The following is an 18,753-nucleotide window of genomic DNA, read 5'->3' on the forward strand; positions in this document are numbered from 1 at the left end:
GTGGATATGTCATTTGGTTTAAGGCATGGGAGTAAAATGATTCCGGAGAAACTCAAAGCTTTCTGAAAGAAAGCTGCATCGGAAGCATAAGCTTGTGGTCGCCTTTGTGATCGGATTTCAACCTATTTTGAATCTGAATAATCAGAGAAATCCGGGAGCAACAGCGATCGTAGGAACATTTTACGGACTTGCTACCACAACCAAACCGGTTTCGCCTTATATAAGAGTCCACACCCGAAGGGAGATAGAGAATTGAAAAAAATGAAATGGGCCGGCCTGGTGCTGGCGGCGACGATGGCTCTCGGGCTTTTATCCGGTTGCGGATCTTCCAAGGAAACACTGAACATTTACAGCTGGGCCGATAACTTCGACGCGGACGTGCTCGCGGCATTCGAAAAAGAGTACGACGTGAAGATTAACTATGACGTGTTTGCCAACAACGAGGAGCTGCTCGCCAAGATTAAAGCGGGCGGATCGGGATATGACTTGATCCAGCCTTCCGACTATATGGTCGCCACGATGATCAAGCAGGACCTGTTGGCGCCGTTGAATATGAATAACATTCCGAACTTCGCGAATGTGGACGAAGCGTTCAAGGACCCGTCCTATGATCCGGGCAACAAGTATTCCGTCGTTTACACCTCCGGGGTGACGGGGATTGCATACAATACCAAGTATGTCAAAGACGAAATCGACAGCTGGGAGGATCTTTGGAACCCGGAATATAAGGGGAAAGTCATCCTGCTGGACGACAACCGCGAAATGATCGGCATGGCGTTGAAAAAAGCCGGCAAATCCAATAGCTCGAACGATGAAGGCGAAATTACCGCCGCCGTGGAAGATTTAAAGAAATTGCTGCCGAGCGTACTCGCTTTTGACACGGACAATATCAAGCAAAAAATGATTCAGGAAGAAGGCTGGATCGCGACGGTATGGTCCGGCGACGCCTCGGTAATCGCGAAGGATAATCCGGACGTGGCATACGTGGTGCCGAAGGAAGGCGGAACGATCTGGTCCGACAACTATGCGATTCCGAAGGACGCCAAGCATCAGGAACTGGCGGAGAAGTTCATCAACTACATGCTGGATCCGGAAACGAGCGCGAAAAACTACGAATCCATCGGTTACAGCGACCCTAACGTCAAAGCCCATGAATTCCATAGCGAAGAATACAATAATGATAAAATGATCAACCTGTCCCAGGACGAATTGTCCCGGACGGAATGGCTCGGCGATGTCGGCGAACAGCTTCAATTGTACGACCGTTTCTGGACCGAACTTAAGAGCGGACGGTAATCAAAGATGAAAGAGCGCGGGAAATCCGCGTTCTTTTTTTTCGTTTTGGAAACTTCTTGCATCCGGCAAGCGTCTAGAGGATATGACAATTTTAGACGTTAAGGAGAGGTTAAATCATGTTCATGCACTTGAAAAAAACGGCAGCCGCAGCCCTGATTGTCGGTTCCATGTTTGCGGTGGTGCCGCCCGCATCCGCGCTTCCTTCGGAGGATGGGCCTGCGGTGTATATTAACGGCAGGCAGCAAGGCGGAAGTATGACCGTGAACAACCGAGTCCTGGTGCAGCTATCGGAGTTGCGGGACCCGGATTGGCGCGTTGCTTACGACGCGAAGACGAAAACGGTAGAAGTCACGCAGGTCACAAAGAGTAAGACCATCAAACTCAAGGAAGGCCGGAAAACCGCCGAAGCGAACGGCAAAAAAATCGAGCTGGATGTTCCCGTGATCATTAAGAATGGACGTACCTTTGTTCCGATGAGGTTTGTCTCCGAAGAACTGGGGGGCTACGCCTCCTACAATGCCGCCGAGAAACGGGTCGTGATCCGGACGCCTTCGGGGCAGAAGGATTACGAAACGATGATGAGCGGTGATTTGACCGCAGCCCGGGAGGTGGTCACCGGTTTAGAGCCGGTGTTCAACCGGGGTTCGGAGCCGCTGCCGGTAACCGGGGAAGGCTTTACGACCTCATATACATTCCCTAAAGGGGAAGCGCTGCGTTCCTTCAGGGAACACAAAGGCATGGAGTGGTACGGAGAAGTCAACGAGGAAGGGCTTTGGATCGTAAAATGGCAGAAGGATTCGCTTGGCGATAAGGCGGAAGCCGGGACGCCTCCGAAGGCTTTTGGCGAGTCTTACTATTTCGCCGACAACTGGATGGCCGGTTTGGTGATGTACGGGGTCATCGCTGAGAATGGGGAGGTTAAGGAATTGGGAAGGATTTCGGACACGAATTACAGCGACGGTCAATATCCGTCCATCGCCCCGATCGAAGGGGAAATCCGCAAGGACGTCAAACCGAAACCTTAACCGATAAAGGCATAGCATGATTTTCATCGTTCCGGGCATAATTGGGTTAACTCCATGAAGAGGTGACGATGAGAATGAAAAAAGTGCTCTTTCAAATAGGTAAGACCCTGTTGGCGGCGCTCCTGCTGCTCCCGGGGGCTGCAGTCGGAACCGGTTCGGCAACTGCCGAAGCCTCCGCCTCCGATTGGGCCGTGACGGCCCCCCAGAGCAACCGACCGGTTAAGGTGACGGTGAAAGGAAAGCCGTTGAAGCAGGAAGGGCTGCAAGGGGAAGAGGGCGTTTTGGTGCCGCTGGAGCTGATTCGCAAAGGTTTGAACATCCCGGTAAAGTACGATGAGCGGACAAACACATATACGCTAAAACGTCAAAATGTCGTCGTTCAGCTGACACCGTCCGACATTGGCGCAAAAGCCGTCGTGGACGGAAGTACACAGGTGCTCCCTTACGCATGGAAGGTCGTTGAAGGGAAACCGTATGTATCCGCAGATGTGCTGACGAACCATCTAGGCTACACCTCGGATTGGGATAAGACGAAAAATACGCTGAACCTCGTACCGCATCGATTGAACAATATCAAGATCGAAACCCGAACGATGGAGAAGTCCCTTCCCGGAGCTTCGATTAAAGTCGAGTATCCGCAGGTCAGCGGCTTGCGCAGCAAAGAAGCGGGGCGCAAGATCAATGCGGAGCTGCAATCCAGAGCCGAGGCTTTTGTGAAAAAGTCGCTGAAGGAAGCGCAGAATGCTCTCCCCTCTCCGAGCGGAGCCCCTTACGAGTTTCTCGGCAACTATACGGTTACCTTCAACCGCGAAGGGCTGCTGAGCATCTTGGAGCAGACCTACGCGTATACCGGAGGGGCGCACGGCATCAGCTTCAGGGAAGGGCTGACGTTCCGCCTGAGCGATGGCAAACTGCTGACGTTGGACGAGGTGCTCCGCGCGAATCCCGACTTCCGCAATATTGTCGATCCTTCGATCGCGAAGCAGCTGCAGCAAACGGAAGGGTATTTCGGCGGCTTTAAAACGATCGGCAACAATCCCGACTTCTATCTGAAGAATGACGGGGTGGTCATCTTTTTCCAACTGTATGACTACTTGCCTTATGTATTCGGATTCCCGGAGTTCTACTTTTCGTTTTCGGAGCTGGGAGTCAAGAGGTAACTTTGTGTTTGCTGCTTAACGGAACTGGGAGACGTTATTTGCTCCGAATTCCACATTTCGAACATCTAACGGATCTATAAGCTCTTATTTGCCTTCTTCAGCTCAGTAATGGTGCTGATTGAGGGGAATAAGGGCTGTGGGTTCCGTTAAGTTCCGAAAGCCGGTGTTTTTGAAGAAATAACGGCTGTAGGTTCCGTTAGCGCAACAAAAAAAGGCTGTCCGCCGAGCGTAAAGCTCGACAGGCAGCCTTTTTGTTGTTTATTACACGCCTTGAGGCGTTACTTTCTCGATAACACGGTCGATCAGTCCGTATTCCTTCGCTTCCGCGGCGCTCATGAAGTAGTCGCGGTCGGTATCCTTTTCGATACGTTCCAGCGGTTGGCCCGTGCGCTCGGCCAAAATTTTGTTCAGCTTGTCGCGCATTTTCAGAATGCGGCGTGCGCGGATTTCGATGTCCGTAGCTTGGCCTTCCGCTCCGCCCAGCGGCTGGTGAATCATGATCTCGCTGTTCGGAAGGGCAAAGCGTTTGCCCGGAGCGCCGGCGTTCAACAGGAAAGCACCCATGGAAGCCGCAAGGCCCACGCAGATCGTGGAGACATCGGATTTGATGAATTGCATCGTATCAAAGATAGCCATACCGGCCGTAATGGAACCGCCTGGGCTGTTGATGTACAAATGAATATCTTTGCCCGGATCTTCCGCATCAAGGAACAGCATTTGCGCAATGATGGAGTTTGCGACGACGTCATTGACTTGGGAACCGAGGAAAATGATGCGGTCTTTCAGCAATCTGGAGTAAATGTCGTAGGCGCGTTCTCCGCGGTTACTTTGTTCTACAACCATAGGAATATAACTCACCGATAAAACCTCCTTATATATTGGATCGATGCTTGCACTCACAATCGGTTCAATCAACTTAAAAGGTTGTTTAAAAAAGCCATCCTTTTTAAACCCGCATTTTAAGAATTGACGGAATCGATGAATATTAACCTCATGATAAACAATTTTAAACAAAAAGTCAAAGAAGGTCAAACCCAGTGTAATAAAAAAGTCCGTTTCAGGACGGACATTCGATTTCATAAAGTTAAATGGCGCGCCCGCGAGGAATCGAACCTCGATCTCAGGCTCCGGAGGCCTACGTCATATCCATTGGACCACGGGCGCATATCAGTCATTCGTTTAGCGTAGCAAAAATGATTATATGATATCCCGACATAAAAAGCAAGCGACGATCCCAAAAAAATGAATGGTTCTTTTTGGAGGGATGCGGTTAATGATATGGGAGTCTACTGTTGCTGAGGATAGATGGTCGATCGTCGTCTATTTTACATCAATCGGGGGCCTTTTTTTGTTATCGGCCGAAACGATTAAGCCTCTACGATTTGGGGCATGCATAAGTAGAAAACACTTGGTAAATTATACGGACGTCAGGCTTGCAACAGGTGTAGAAATTGGTTAAAATAACAGTGGGACTTAAAAAGTTAACCCGGGACGTTTTAAGGCCAAGGAGAAGGAGAGAGAAGACGAAGCTTGCAGGAGTGGAAAGCATGCGAACGATTTTGGAAATGCAAAAGCAGCTTCTTCCTGATCTCATGGAAATTCTCAAGAAACGGTACACCATTCTTCACCAGATCTTGTTGTCGGGCGTAATCGGCCGCAGAACTCTGGCGGTGTCACTAAACATGACGGAACGAGTGTTGCGGGCCGAGACGGATCTCCTGAAGGCTCAGGGCCTGATTGAAATCGAGAATATAGGCATGAGAATCAGTGATTCGGGCAGAAAACTGCTGGAAGAGCTGGAGCCGATCGTGAATGAAATCTTCGGATTGTCCAATCTGGAAGAGAGAATCCGCACGGCATTCGGGCTTCGCAAAGTGGTGATCGTACCCGGTGACAGTGAAGCTTCACCGCTGGCCAAGAAGGAACTCGGCCGGGCAGGAGCCAAGGCGCTGCTTGGGGTGATGAATGGCGACGACGTTGTAGCCGTAACCGGAGGATCGACAATTGCCGAGGTTGCGGAACAATTGAATCCGCCGGCGAGCGTCTCGCTGAAGCATAGTTGGTTCGTTCCCGCACGGGGCGGACTTGGCGAGAGCTTGGAGATTCAAGCGAATACGATAGCTTCCAATATGGCGAAGCGGGTCGGAGCGGGTTATCGCCTGCTGCACGTTCCCGATTTGCTCGGAAAGGAAGCCTACGAATCGCTCGTTAACGATCCGAACATCCATGATATCGTAGGAATGATCCGCCAAGCGCGGGTGATTGTGCACGGAATCGGGGATGCTATGGAGATGGCAAGACGGCGCAAGCTTGGGGAAGAAATGCTCCAGGAGTTAAAGAAGGAAGGCGCGCTTGCCGAGTCTTACGGGTACTATTTTGACAAAGACGGCATTGTGGTTCATAAAATGCTGACCCTGGGCCTTCGGCTGGAAGACATCCGGAGGACGGAAACCGTCATCGCGATCGCGGGCGGCAAGAGCAAGGCGAAGGCGATTCACGCGGTGCTGCAGTTCGGACAGGAAGATATTCTGGTCACGGACGAAGCCGCAGCCGAGGAAATCGTGAAGGAAATCGAACTTCGTTCGGGCCGCGCGGCGGAATAGCGGGTTTCTTTTTCGCGGGGAATAATGAAATTATGTTTACTCATGACGGGTTAATCAGCCTGTCTTGAATAATAAAAAAAATTGAACACTGGGAGGATCTTTTCATGAGTGTAAAAGTTGGTATTAACGGATTTGGACGTATCGGACGCTTGGCTTTCCGCCGTATTCAAAACGTGGAAGGCATTGAAGTTGTAGCAATCAACGACCTGACAGACGCCAAAATGTTGGCGCACCTGTTGAAATATGACACGACGCAAGGCAAGTTCGACGGCGAAGTTGAAGTTCATGACGGCTTCTTCAAAGTAAACGGCAAAGAAGTTAAAGTACTTGCTAACCGTAACCCTGAAGAATTGCCTTGGGGCGAGCTTGGCGTAGACATCGTGCTCGAGTGCACAGGCTTCTTCACGACTAAAGAAAAAGCTGAGCTTCACCTGAAAGGCGGAGCTAAAAAAGTCGTTATCTCCGCACCTGCTACAGGCGATATGAAAACTATCGTTTACAACGTTAACCATGAAATCCTTGACGGTTCGGAAACGGTTATTTCCGGTGCTTCTTGCACAACGAACTGCTTGGCTCCTATGGCTAAAACGCTTCAAGACAAATTCGGTATCGTTGAAGGCTTGATGACTACGATCCATGCTTACACTGGCGACCAAAACACGCTTGACGCTCCTCATGCGAAAGGCGACTTCCGTCGTGCCCGTGCCGCTGCCGAAAACATCATCCCTAACACGACTGGTGCTGCAAAAGCAATCGGTCTGGTTATCCCTGAACTGCAAGGCAAATTGGACGGCGCGGCTCAACGCGTTCCAGTTGCAACAGGTTCCCTGACTGAGCTCGTTACTGTTCTTGAGAAGAACGTAACTGCAGCTGAAATCAACGAAGCTATGAAAGCCGCTTCCGACCCAGAAACTTATGGCTACACAGAAGACGAAATCGTATCTTCGGACATCAAAGGAATGACTTTCGGTTCCCTGTTCGACGCTACGCAAACGAAAGTATTGACTGTTGGCGACAAACAACTGGTTAAAACCGTTGCTTGGTATGACAACGAAATGTCCTACACCGCTCAATTGGTTCGTACTTTGGAATACTTCGCAAAAAAAGTTAAGTAATTAACAGATCCTTGATAACAAGACCAAAGAGGAGATACCTTCAACGAGGACTCCTCTTTGGTTCATGAATTTTTATTGATTCGACATTCACACACACCGTTTTAGATAAAAAGAGTTCCATTAGATAAAATGGTAGTTCAAAAAATCAGGTGACTTTTTTGAACTACCTCTAGAGAAGCAGTACCGCTTAGGAGAGAAATCTGGAGTCACGCCTATAGGAGGAACGTGGAGATGAACAAGAAAAGTGTACGTGATGTGGAAGTAACCGGCAAACGCGTGTTTGTCCGCGTGGATTTCAATGTACCGATGCAAGACGGTCAAATTACCGACGATACCCGGATTCGCGAAACGCTGCCGACGATCAAATATTTGATCGAAAACGGCGCGAAAGTCATTTTGGCGAGCCATTTGGGACGTCCGAAGGGCCAAGTGAACGAAGACATGCGTTTGACGCTGCCTGCAAAACGCCTTGGCGAATTGCTGGGTAAAGAGGTTGCTAAAGCCGACGAAGCGATCGGTGACGCAGTAAAAGCGAAAGTAGCCGCTATGAACAATGGCGACGTGCTTGTGCTTGAAAACGTCCGTTTCTATCCGGGCGAAGAAAAGAACGATCCTGAGCTGGCGAAACAATTCGCGGAGCTGGCCGATCTGTTCGTGAACGACGCTTTCGGCGCCGCTCACCGTGCGCATGCATCGACCGAAGGTATCGCTCACTATCTGCCAGCCGTTTCCGGTCTGCTGATGGAAAAAGAATTGTCCGTTCTCGGCAAAGCTTTGTCGAACCCGGATCGTCCTTTCACAGCGATTATCGGCGGTTCCAAGGTGAAGGACAAAATCGACGTGATCGACAACTTGCTGACGATCGCCGACAACGTTTTGATCGGCGGCGGATTGACATACACGTTCTTCAAAGCCCAAGGCTATGAAATCGGTCAATCCCTGTGCGACGACAGCAAGCTTGATGTTGCTCTCGGCTTCATCGAAAAAGCGAAGAAGCTCGGCAAAAACTTCGTGCTTCCGGTGGACATCGTAGTCGCTGACGACTTCAGCGCGAACGCGAACCACAAAGAAGTGGATATCGACAGCATTCCTTCCGACTGGGAAGGCGTGGACATCGGTCCTAAAACGCGTGCGAAATACGCCGAAATCATCAAAAATTCCAAACTGGTCGTTTGGAACGGACCGATGGGCGTATTCGAAATCGATATTTTCGCAAACGGTACGAAAGAAGTAGCTCAAGCTTGCGCTACAACCGAAGGCTACACCATCATCGGCGGCGGGGATTCCGCGGCGGCAGCCGAGAAATTCAAACTGGCCGACAAGATGGATCACATCTCCACGGGCGGCGGCGCTTCCCTGGAATTCATGGAAGGCAAAGCGCTCCCTGGCGTTGTGGCTTTGAACGATAAATAATTTATAATAAAAGCTCAAAAGGTCAGGCTTTTAGCACCGAGAAGGTTGGATGAAGGCTCGGCTGAATTCAAGATTCGATGTCGATGATGCTGTCTGTTATCGCTTCGTGATCAAAAGATGACTTTTTGAGTTACCTCTTGAAGGGAGTGTGCTCTGATGAGAACACCTATTATTGCAGGAAACTGGAAAATGTTCAAAACGGTTTCCGAAGCAAAAGCTTTCTTCGAAGCGGTAAAAGGGAAAGCGGAGGTTGAAGGCGTAGAGAGCGTGATCTGCGCTCCGTTTACCAATCTTCCGGCTTTGGTGGAAGCCGCCAAAGGTACGTCGATCAAAATCGGCGCCCAAAACCTGCATTTCGAAGACGAAGGCGCATTTACCGGCGAAATCAGCGGGGGAATGCTGAAAGAGCTGGGCGTGGATTATGTCATTATCGGGCATTCCGAGCGCCGCGCTTATTTTGGCGAAACCGATGAAATCGTGAATAAAAAGGTTCATGCCGCATTTAAACACGGATTGACTCCGATTCCTTGCGTGGGTGAAAAGCTGGAAGAACGCGAAGCGGGACAAACGAAGGATGTCGTGAAGGTGCAAACCGAAGCGGCGCTGAAAGGATTGTCCGCGGAGCAAGCCGCACAGGTCGTCATCGCATATGAACCGATCTGGGCCATCGGCACCGGCAAATCCTCCACTTCGCAGGATGCCAACGAAGTCATCGCTTACATCCGCAGCCTGGTGAAAGACCTGTACAGCGCGGACGTGGCCGACAAGATCCGTATTCAATACGGCGGCAGCGTAAAACCTGAAAACGTGAAGGAATATATGGGCCAAAGCGACATCGACGGCGCTCTCGTGGGCGGCGCAAGTCTGCAACCGGCTTCCTATATCCAATTGGTCGAGGGGGCAAAGTAAGATGGCCACTCCAAAACCAGTAGCATTGATCATCATGGACGGCTTCGGACTTCGCAATACGGTGGAAGGGAACGCGGTCGCTCAGGCAAACAAGCCTAACTACGACCGCTACCTGAAGGAATATCCGAACACGACCCTGACCGCTTGCGGCGAAGCCGTAGGCTTGCCGGAAGGGCAAATGGGCAACTCCGAAGTGGGCCATTTGAACATCGGCGCCGGACGGATCGTGTATCAGGATTTGACCCGTATTTCCAAATCGATTCGCGAAGGCGAGTTTTTCAAAAACGAAACGCTGGTTGACGCGGTTCGCAGCGCGAAATCGAAGGGCAAGAAGCTGCACCTGTACGGACTTTTGTCCGACGGCGGCGTACACAGCCACATCGACCACTTGTTCGCGATGCTCGACCTGGCGAAGCAAGAGGATATGCAAGATGTGTATATCCATGCTTTCCTGGACGGACGCGACGTGGCTCCCGACAGCGCGAAGGGCTTTATTGAGCGCCTGATCGCCAAGATCGAGGAAGTGGGTGTGGGCAAAATCGCTACGGTACAAGGACGTTACTACGCAATGGACCGCGACAAACGCTGGGAACGCGTAGAGAAATCCTATCGTGCGATGGTGTACGGCGAAGGCCCGAGATATACCGATCCGATCACGGCCGTAACCGAGTCGTACGAGAAATCGGTATTCGACGAATTCGTCATGCCGACCGTTATCGTGGACGGACATGACCAGCCGATCGCGCTGGTGGAATCCGGCGACTCCGTCGTGTTCCTGAACTTCCGTCCGGACCGTGCGATCCAATTGTCCAACGTATTCACGAACAAGGATTTCCATGGCTTTGACCGCGGACCGAAGTTTCCGAAGGACCTGCATTTCGTCTGCTTGACTCTGTTTGCCGAAACGGTGGAAGGATATGTGGCATACAAGCCAAAAGATCTCGACAATACGTTCGGCGAAGTGCTTGTGCAGCATGGCAAAAAGCAGCTCCGCATCGCGGAGACCGAGAAATACCCGCACGTTACGTTCTTCTTCAGCGGCGGACGCGACGTTGAGCTTCCGGGCGAAACGCGCATCCTGATCAATTCGCCGAAGGTCGCGACGTATGACTTGAAGCCGGAAATGAGCGCTTATGAAGTGGCCGATGCCTGCGTGAAGGAAATCGAAGCCGACAAGCATGACGCGATCATTTTGAACTTTGCGAACCCGGACATGGTCGGACACTCCGGCATGCTGGAACCGACGAAAAAGGCGGTTGAAGTGACCGACGAATGTGTCGGCAAAGTGGTAGACGCGGTTAAGGCGAAAGGCGGCGTCGTTGTCATTATCGCCGACCACGGTAACGCGGATATGGTATTCGACGAGAATGGCCGTCCGTTCACTGCGCACACGACCAACCCGGTTCCGTTCATCGTGACCGACGAGAACGTGATTCTGCGCGAGCATGGCATTTTGGCCGATGTAGCGCCGACGCTGCTCGACCTGATGGGCTTGCCGCAGCCGCCGGAAATGACTGGGCAATCGATGATTGCCAGCCGGAAGGCGTAGGAAAGAGGCGAGCGGTTCGCCGCAGTCTTTTGCAAAACCAGCTAAGATGCTGATTCTGACGCTGGTGCCTATAGCTGATGCAGATTCTGATGCTGATGCTGATGCTGATGCAGATGCAGATACTGGTGCTAATGCCTATTGCTGATGCAGATTCTGGCACTGACGCCTACTGCTGATGCTAACGCTGATGCAGACGCTGATGCGCTAACGGTTGCCATGGGCGTTATTCAGGCGAAAATGCTGCCTATCGTTGTCTAACGGTTCCTGCAGCGCTTATTTTCCGGTTGAAGCCGGCTTTGCCGCCAAATCAGGCAAATAAGCGAATATATAACCGTTAGAATTCCGAAAAGTTGATTTTAGCTCAAATAACCGCTCTGACGGTCGTTACGATGAAGATGATTCGAACAATACAACCCAAAAAGGAGAGTTATATACAATGACTATTATTTCTGACGTATATGCTCGCGAAGTCCTTGACTCCCGCGGCAACCCAACAGTAGAAGTTGAAGTATATCTGGAGTCCGGTGCTATCGGACGCGCGATCGTACCTTCCGGTGCTTCCACAGGCGCGCACGAAGCGGTTGAGCTTCGCGACGACGACAAATCCCGTTACCTCGGCAAAGGTGTTCTGAAAGCCGTTGAGAACGTAAACGAAATCATCGCTCCGGAAATCATCGGTATGGACGCCCTGGACCAACTGGGCATCGACAAATTGATGATCGCTTTGGACGGCACGCCTAACAAAGGCAAGCTCGGCGCTAACGCCATTCTGGCCGTTTCCATGGCAGTAGCTCGCGCAGCTGCTGACGCTCTGGACCTGCCACTGTATGTTTACCTTGGCGGATTCAACGCAAAACAATTGCCAGTTCCGATGATGAACATCGTGAACGGCGGCGCTCATGCCGACAACAACGTAGACGTTCAAGAATTCATGGTTCTGCCTGTTGGCGCTCCTACATTCAAAGAAGCTCTTCGCGTTGGCGCGGAAATTTTCCACAACCTGAAATCCGTTCTGAAATCGAAAGGCCTGAACACGGCTGTTGGCGACGAAGGCGGTTTTGCTCCTAACTTCACTTCCAACGAAGACGCTTTGTCCTCGATCATGGAAGCGATCGAAAAAGCCGGTTACAAACCAGGCGTTGACGTATTCTTGGGTATGGACGTAGCTTCCACCGAGTTCTTCAAAGACGGTAAATACCATCTTGAAGGCGAAGGCAAATCCTACACGCCAGCTGAGTTCGTTGACCTGCTTGCTTCTTGGGTTGATAAATACCCGATCATCACGATCGAAGACGGCTGCTCCGAAGACGACTGGGAAGGTTGGAAATTGCTCACCGAGAAATTGGGCGGCAAAATCCAACTCGTTGGCGACGATCTGTTCGTAACCAACACCGAGCGTCTTGAAAAAGGTATCAAAGACGGCATCGGTAACTCGATCCTGATCAAAGTTAACCAAATCGGTACGCTCACCGAAACTTTCGACGCGATCGAAATGGCAAAACGCGCTGGTTACACAGCGGTTGTCTCCCACCGTTCCGGTGAGTCCGAAGACAGCACGATCGCTGACATCGCGGTTGCTACAAACGCCGGCCAAATCAAAACAGGTGCGCCTTCCCGTACGGACCGTATCGCGAAGTACAACCAATTGCTTCGCATCGAAGACCAATTGGGCGAACTGGCTCAATACAACGGCCTGAAGTCGTTCTATAACCTGAAGCGTTAAGCCGGTTGATAGTGCCTCAAGATTGAACATAAAATGGACCCGTCTGACGTTATACGGTAGGCGGGTCCTCTTTTTTACATAACAACAACGACTCAACCTAAGGATGCAGGATCTCGGGGTAGGGTCGTTTTTTGCTTACATAAACAAGTATGAGGGGAGAAGGAAAGATGAAAGTTTGGTTGTTCGATTATCATCCGGCAAATGATTCGGTGGAATTTGTGCATGACGACGATTTTACCAGAGTAAATGAACTATTGAGATGCGGAGAACCCTTGGCGGAGCAATGGAGCGGGTATGAGGTACGTGTAGAAGAAAAAAGGCCGTGCCACCGATTTATATGGCAGATATGCCGGAGCGTTAGTTATCAATCAGAAAGCGAAGTTACTTTTTGAGCAAGATCCCGACTTGAACGTTGAATTTTGCCGCTGAGGTCTGAATCAGGTGAAGTGTATTATCTCCTTCGGCCGCTTTCGGTTTTGAACTGCATCGATCAAGATCGTTCCAAAAAAACTTCTTTCGGAGTGGATGAATACACGCTGGCTCTATATGAGGTGATTGTAGGAGAACATCGCATTTTTAATATGATTCTACCTGATAATCACAGGATGTTATCGTACCCATATGTTACAGATGAGCTTAAGAATAAGATTGAGGAGCACCTTACAGGGTACCAATTGATCGAAATTTGGGATTCGGAAATGTCTTGGGAAGAAAAAGAATTGAAATTAGAGCAAATGGGCCGGGAGATTGATGAGTCGTTAGTAGAGGAGTTTGATTTTGAAAAGGCTCGTAAATATGTGAAAAGAAATAAAGGTCAATTGGCCTATTCTGGGAAATGGGCGTTGAAAGTGAACAAAGATAACAAAATAGACGGCACGTATCACTGGATGGTACCGATATACTATCCGCCGATAATTTTAGGACTACGTTGGGGAGTCATGGAAAAGAGGGAAAGCTTGTTGAACAAATGGAAGAAGAGGCTGAAGCGTTGACACAGCTGTAAAACTCAAATATATTGATAGTAAACGTTTACGTATAAAGGTGAATTCATTTGAAGAAGGTTTGGCATAATGAGCTCAACGATTAAAGATGTAGCGAAAATGGCCGGCGTATCGGTGGCCACCGTGTCCAGGGTGCTCAATAATTTGCCCGGGTATTCGGAGGACACGAGGCTTAAGGTCATGCAAGCGGTAAAGGAGCTGGAATACCAGCCCAATGCCATTGCCCGCGGGCTGGTTAATAAACGGACGGAGACGATCGGGGTGCTGTTTCCGAGCGTGTCGAGTTCGTTCTCCTCGGAGATCCTGCACGGGATCGAAGAGGTGGCGCATGAGCACAATTACAGCGTCATCGTCTGCAATACGGCGGAAGACGGCAAGCGGACGATGAAGTATTTGCAGGTGCTCAGGGAGAAGCGGGTAGACGGCATTATTTTTTCCAGCGGCGTGCTGAAGCCGGAATATTATGAAGCCGTCCAGGCGATGCGGGTGCCGCTCGTGCTCGTAGCGACACAGTCGGAGTTTGACGAGGTCCCGTACGTCAAAGTGGACGACCGGCAGGCGGCGTACGATGCCGCCGAATTTTTGATCCGCCGGGGACATCGGCGGATCGGGATGATCGGCGGCGGCGAGGCCGATCGCATTGCGGGGAAGCCGCGGTACGACGGCTTCCGCCAGGCTTTGCGGGACCATGGCATTCCGCTTGCGGATGCCATGGTCCAGGACGGCGGCTTCACGTTCGAAGGCGGCCTGCGGGCGGCGGAACGCTTGCTCGAGACTGCGCCGGAGACGACAGCGGTGTTCGCCGCGGCCGACGAGATGGCGATCGCCGTCATTTCGGCAGCGGCGAGGCGCGGCATCGCCGTACCGGAGGCGTTGTCGGTCATCGGCTACGACAACTTGAAGCTGGCGGAGATGAGCAATCCTCCGCTAACGACCGTGGCCCAGCCTCTGCAGGAGATGGGCCGGCTCGCGGCCCGGAAGCTGATTGCCCAGCTGGATTCGGGCATCCCGGCCGCGAGTGAAATCGCGCTTCACACGGTGATTGAGCGCGGGACGGTGAAGACGCTGGAGCAGCAGTAGCGTCGTGTCGGCTCGGCCCGGAAATAGCGGTAAAAAAGGTCCTTATTTGGCCGATTCGCCGGGATGACGGAAAAATAGAGGACATTTATGTCCTTATTTTCCGTCAAACGTGCTCTTGAAGGGCATTTGGGCCGAGTTTTTACGGAATAGCGGTATAAATGGGCCTTATTTTCGTGGAAAGTTGCAAAATCAGCTCAATAAGGCCGTTTTTAGTCGCTATTTTCCGAAGGCCCCCATTTTCTTTGTGAGTAAACGTTTACGTGAGGAAGGTCTGATTACGGTGGGCAGGGAGCATGCTTGCTGGATTGGACATGATTGATGGAAGGGGCAAGTTGGATCGTGTTTGATAAGATGTGAGCGGTAGAAGGGGCAAGTTGGATCGTGTTTGATAAGATGTGAGCGGTAGAAGGGGCAAGTTGGATCGTGTTTGATAAGATGTGAGCGGTAGAAGGGGCAAGTTGGATCGTGTTTGATAAGATGTGAGCGGTAGAAGGGGCAAGTTGGATCGTGTTTGATAAGATGTGAGCGGTAGAAGGGGCACGTTGGATCGTGTTTGTTAAGATGTGAGCGGTAGAAGGGGCACGTTGGATCGTGTTTGATAAGATGTGAGCGGTAGAGCGGCACGTTGGATCGTACTTGCTAGAGCGTAATCGAAGGGACAGGCCCGCCGGGTCTTGCTTGCTAAAGCGTGATCGAAGGGACAGGCCCGCCGGGTCTTGCTTGCTAGAGCGTGATCGAAGAGACAGGCCCGCCGGGTCTTACTTGCTAGAGCGTGATCGAAGAGACAGGCCCGCCGGGTCTTGCTTGATAGAGCGTGATCGAACGGACCGCCGGATCCTGCTTACTAGAACGTAATCGACAGAACGGGCTCGTCGGAACATGCTTGCCAGGACGTCAATTCGGGGACTCTGAACAATAGCAGACGATTTCCCAAATGATGCCGAATGGCGATACGAAAGCCATCCGAGCGGCAAGGCCGTGGAAAAAGGGTATTCAAGGAGATAATAAGACAAAGCACGACAAAATCGAGGAGGCAATGACAAATGGAGAAAAAATGGTGGAAAGAGAGCGTCGTTTATCAAATTTATCCGCGGAGTTTTATGGACAGCAATGGGGATGGGATCGGGGATTTGCGCGGGATCATTTCCAAGCTGGATTATTTGAAAACGCTGGGCGTCGACGTGGTATGGCTGTGTCCGGTGTATGAGTCTCCGAATGACGATAACGGGTACGATATCAGCAATTACCGGGGGATTATGCACGAGTTCGGCACGATGGCGGACTGGGAGGAGCTGCTCGCCGGGCTGCACGACCGGGGGATGAAGCTGATTATGGACCTGGTGGTCAATCACAGCTCGGACGAACATGCCTGGTTTGTGGAGTCCCGCAAGTCCAAGGACAATCCGTACCGGGATTACTACATCTGGCGGCCGGGCAAGGACGGCAAGGAGCCGAACGATTGGGGTTCTTTCTTCAGCGGCCCGGCCTGGAAGTACGATGAGCAAACGGACGAGTATTTCCTGCATATTTTCTCGGAAAAACAACCGGATCTGAACTGGGAAAACCCGAAGGTTCGCCAAGAGGTGTACGACTTGATGACCTGGTGGCTGGACAAAGGCATCGACGGCTTCCGGATGGACGTGATCAATTTGATCTCCAAAGCGCCGGGTCTGCCGGATACGACGACGAAGCTGGATGGCGACTACGGTCACTTCATCAACGGGCCGCGCGTCCATGAGTTTTTGCAGGAAATGAACCGGGAAGTGCTGTCGAAATACGACATTATGACGGTTGGCGAAACTTGCGACGTGACGCCGGAGGATGCGGAGCTGTTTACCGGAAATGACCGGAACGAGCTGAATATGGTGTTCCAGTTCGAATGGATGGGCATTGATTCGGGTCCGACGGGCAAATGGGAAGTGACGCCGTGGAAGCTGACGCAATTCAAGGAAATGGTCAGCAAATGGCAGACGAAGCTGCACGGCAAAGCGTGGAACAGCATTTATTTGAACAATCACGATCAGCCGCGCCTGTTGTCCCGATTCGGGAATGACGGCAAATATCATAATGAATCGGCCAAAATGCTCGCCACGCTGCTGCATACGCTTCAAGGGACGCCATATATATATCAAGGCGAAGAAATCGGCATGACCAATGTCCGCTTTGAGACGATCGAAGAGTACAAGGATATCGAATCGCTCAATATGTACAAGGATTATGTAAGCAAGGGCCACAAGCATGAAGAGATTATGGAATCGATCTATGCTAAAGGGCGCGATAACGCCAGAACGCCGATGCAATGGAACGCGGGGCCGCAGGCCGGATTTACGACCGGGACGCCGTGGATTGCCGTGAACCCGAATTACCGGGAAATTAACGCCGAACAGGCGCTGAACGATCCGAACTCGGTATTCCATTATTACAGAGCCCTGATTGAGCTGCGCAAAAAACACGATATTATCGTTTACGGCGACTACAAGCTGCTTCACGAAAAAGACGAACAGGTCTATGCTTATATGCGGGCTTTGGGCGATGAACGGTTGCTGGTCATTTTGAATTTTTATGAGGAGCCTGCGGAGTTCCGCCTGGAGGAGCAGATCGGCTGGGATTCGCACGAACTGCTGATCAGTAATTACGAAGTACCGGCGGCTTCAGGCAAGGCGGAGGATTTCCGTCAAATCGCTTTGCGGCCTTACGAAGCCCGGGTTTACAAACTGACAGGCGTGAAGTAAGGTACACCGGAAGCGCGGCATGCGGATAGCCGGTTGTTATTCTTGGCCCGCTATGGTAAAATGATATTGCTGTTTTTGTAACCATTTATGATTTGATAGCGAACATAGATTTTAAAGTGTTCACACTTAGGAGGTGGATTGGATGAATATCTTTTTGGAAGTGCTTCTCGTTATTTTCTCTATCGGCTTGATTGCAGTCGTATTGCTGCAGGAAGGGAAGAGCGCTGGCCTTGCCGGTTCCATCTCCGGGGGTGCTGAACATCTTTTCGGCAAGTCGAAAGCACGCGGTATGGAGCTCGTTCTTCAACGGGTTACGGTCGGATTGGCCGCAGGATTCTTTATTCTGGCCATTGTCGTCGCTGTTTTCCAAAGCTAAAGCGATCTACGGAAGCCTTCGTCTCCTTCGGGAGTCGGAGGCTTTTTTTGTTGCTAAATTACTAAATTAGGACTATTGTCTCCATCTCCAGGAAATATTACAATTTTAATGTGGGAAATATTTCCTCCCAGTAAAATGGTACATTTTGCTCAATAGAGAGAAAAGGAGACTAGAAATATGTACAAGCTGGTGAAGACGATCGAAGAAGAGATGATCTTTGACGGGATTTGGAAGGAGGCGTGGTTGGAGAAAGGATTCGAACTGGAGTGGGCCGAGGAAGTGCTGGACAGATGCCTCGTTTTTGACGAAGCGGATACGCCGGTAGCCACGGTGGAGATGAAGCCGTACTCCAGGGAATACAGCTTTTTGAACGAGATTGCTCCTTTTCACGAACATCCGGTGCTTTTGGCGGACTCGGGTCTTGTTGCAGAGGTGGACAAAGTGGCTGTACATAAAGACCATCGCGGCAAAAATCTGGACCGTCTGCTGGCAACGATCGTCATGTATGCGGAAACGAACCACATTCGGCATTACGTGACGCTGCTGGAACCCCTGCTGTTCCGGGCACTCCGAATTTCCTTCCACGTTCCGATGTCCCGGGTGGGAGAGCGGGTGTTTTATAAAGGCGGAGACGTGATTCCTACGATTATTCATGCGGCGGATTTTTATGAAAATAAGGAACGATATGATTGGTTTAAAGCTATAGTGGAAAAAGAACATTCGCCGATGGTTGCGATTCATACATAATGATAGTAAAAAGGGTGCCCTCAG

General features: G+C 51.0%; 15 protein-coding genes and 1 tRNA gene. 14 read left to right on the forward strand and 2 right to left on the reverse strand.

The annotated features are described in order from the left end of the window. Positions 1 to 252: 252 nt before the first annotated feature. The 3 genes from ACSFXJ_RS01005 to ACSFXJ_RS01015 all read left to right on the forward strand — a co-directional run bounded on the left by ACSFXJ_RS01005 (position 253) and on the right by ACSFXJ_RS01015 (position 3,481). Complete coding sequence (locus tag ACSFXJ_RS01005) at positions 253 to 1,296, forward strand: ABC transporter substrate-binding protein (RefSeq protein WP_435923381.1); 1,044 nt, start codon at positions 253 to 255, stop codon at positions 1,294 to 1,296. Positions 1,297 to 1,412: 116 nt separating this feature from the next. Continuing rightward, on the forward strand, positions 1,413 to 2,321 hold the full coding sequence (locus ACSFXJ_RS01010; RefSeq protein ID WP_435923382.1) for a copper amine oxidase N-terminal domain-containing protein: 909 nt from the start codon (positions 1,413 to 1,415) through the stop codon (positions 2,319 to 2,321). Positions 2,322 to 2,389: 68 nt separating this feature from the next. Beyond that, the gene (locus tag ACSFXJ_RS01015) at positions 2,390 to 3,481 is read left to right on the forward strand and encodes a PdaC/SigV domain-containing protein (protein ID WP_435923383.1); all 1,092 of its coding nucleotides are present in this window, start codon (positions 2,390 to 2,392) and stop codon (positions 3,479 to 3,481) included. 261 nt (positions 3,482 to 3,742) lie between these two features. Here ACSFXJ_RS01015 and clpP read toward each other — a convergent pair whose 3' ends face one another. Then, on the reverse strand, positions 3,743 to 4,339 hold the full coding sequence (clpP, locus tag ACSFXJ_RS01020; RefSeq protein WP_331849246.1) for an ATP-dependent Clp endopeptidase proteolytic subunit ClpP: 597 nt from the start codon (positions 4,337 to 4,339) through the stop codon (positions 3,743 to 3,745). A 231-nt stretch (positions 4,340 to 4,570) separates the two neighbouring features. Then, positions 4,571 to 4,645: transfer RNA gene (locus ACSFXJ_RS01025), tRNA-Arg, on the reverse strand. 383 nt (positions 4,646 to 5,028) lie between these two features. On the opposite strand from ACSFXJ_RS01025, the gene ACSFXJ_RS01030 reads away from it, so the two are divergent. The 11 genes from ACSFXJ_RS01030 (at position 5,029) to ACSFXJ_RS01080 (ending at position 18,729) form a co-directional block, all read left to right on the forward strand. Further along, positions 5,029 to 6,084 carry a sugar-binding transcriptional regulator gene (locus ACSFXJ_RS01030; RefSeq protein ID WP_435923384.1) on the forward strand — a complete coding sequence of 352 codons (1,056 nt, stop codon included), beginning with the start codon at positions 5,029 to 5,031 and terminating at the stop codon, positions 6,082 to 6,084. Positions 6,085 to 6,188: 104 nt separating this feature from the next. Further along, positions 6,189 to 7,199 carry a type I glyceraldehyde-3-phosphate dehydrogenase gene (gene gap / locus ACSFXJ_RS01035; protein WP_435923385.1) on the forward strand — a complete coding sequence of 337 codons (1,011 nt, stop codon included), beginning with the start codon at positions 6,189 to 6,191 and terminating at the stop codon, positions 7,197 to 7,199. A gap of 231 nt (positions 7,200 to 7,430) precedes the next feature. After that, positions 7,431 to 8,612 (forward strand): phosphoglycerate kinase, encoded by a 1,182-nt coding sequence (locus ACSFXJ_RS01040; protein WP_435923386.1) that lies wholly within the window; start codon positions 7,431 to 7,433, stop codon positions 8,610 to 8,612. 156 nt (positions 8,613 to 8,768) lie between these two features. Next, positions 8,769 to 9,521 carry a triose-phosphate isomerase gene (tpiA, locus tag ACSFXJ_RS01045; protein ID WP_435923387.1) on the forward strand — a complete coding sequence of 251 codons (753 nt, stop codon included), beginning with the start codon at positions 8,769 to 8,771 and terminating at the stop codon, positions 9,519 to 9,521. Between the two features lies 1 nt (position 9,522). Further along, positions 9,523 to 11,070 carry a 2,3-bisphosphoglycerate-independent phosphoglycerate mutase gene (gene gpmI, locus ACSFXJ_RS01050; protein ID WP_435923388.1) on the forward strand — a complete coding sequence of 516 codons (1,548 nt, stop codon included), beginning with the start codon at positions 9,523 to 9,525 and terminating at the stop codon, positions 11,068 to 11,070. 436 nt (positions 11,071 to 11,506) lie between these two features. Further along, a complete protein-coding gene (eno, locus tag ACSFXJ_RS01055) occupies positions 11,507 to 12,793 on the forward strand; it encodes a phosphopyruvate hydratase (protein ID WP_435923389.1) in 1,287 nt (428 codons plus the stop codon). Between the two features lie 476 nt (positions 12,794 to 13,269). Continuing rightward, positions 13,270 to 13,785, forward strand: a complete 516-nt coding sequence (locus ACSFXJ_RS01060) for a hypothetical protein (protein ID WP_435923390.1) — start codon at positions 13,270 to 13,272, stop codon at positions 13,783 to 13,785. 78 nt (positions 13,786 to 13,863) lie between these two features. Continuing rightward, positions 13,864 to 14,874 (forward strand): LacI family DNA-binding transcriptional regulator, encoded by a 1,011-nt coding sequence (locus ACSFXJ_RS01065; RefSeq protein ID WP_435923391.1) that lies wholly within the window; start codon positions 13,864 to 13,866, stop codon positions 14,872 to 14,874. Positions 14,875 to 15,917: 1,043 nt separating this feature from the next. Continuing rightward, the gene (locus ACSFXJ_RS01070; protein WP_435923392.1) at positions 15,918 to 17,606 is read left to right on the forward strand and encodes a glycoside hydrolase family 13 protein; all 1,689 of its coding nucleotides are present in this window, start codon (positions 15,918 to 15,920) and stop codon (positions 17,604 to 17,606) included. 142 nt (positions 17,607 to 17,748) lie between these two features. Then, complete coding sequence (gene secG, locus ACSFXJ_RS01075; RefSeq protein ID WP_435923393.1) at positions 17,749 to 17,982, forward strand: preprotein translocase subunit SecG; 234 nt, start codon at positions 17,749 to 17,751, stop codon at positions 17,980 to 17,982. A gap of 177 nt (positions 17,983 to 18,159) precedes the next feature. Beyond that, entirely contained in the window at positions 18,160 to 18,729 is a 570-nt protein-coding gene (locus ACSFXJ_RS01080; RefSeq protein WP_435923394.1) for a hypothetical protein, read from the forward strand. The last annotated feature ends 24 nt before the right edge of the window (positions 18,730 to 18,753 follow it).

This window comes from Paenibacillus salivarius, from assembly GCF_051307165.1.
Classification (GTDB): domain Bacteria; phylum Bacillota; class Bacilli; order Paenibacillales; family Paenibacillaceae; genus Fontibacillus.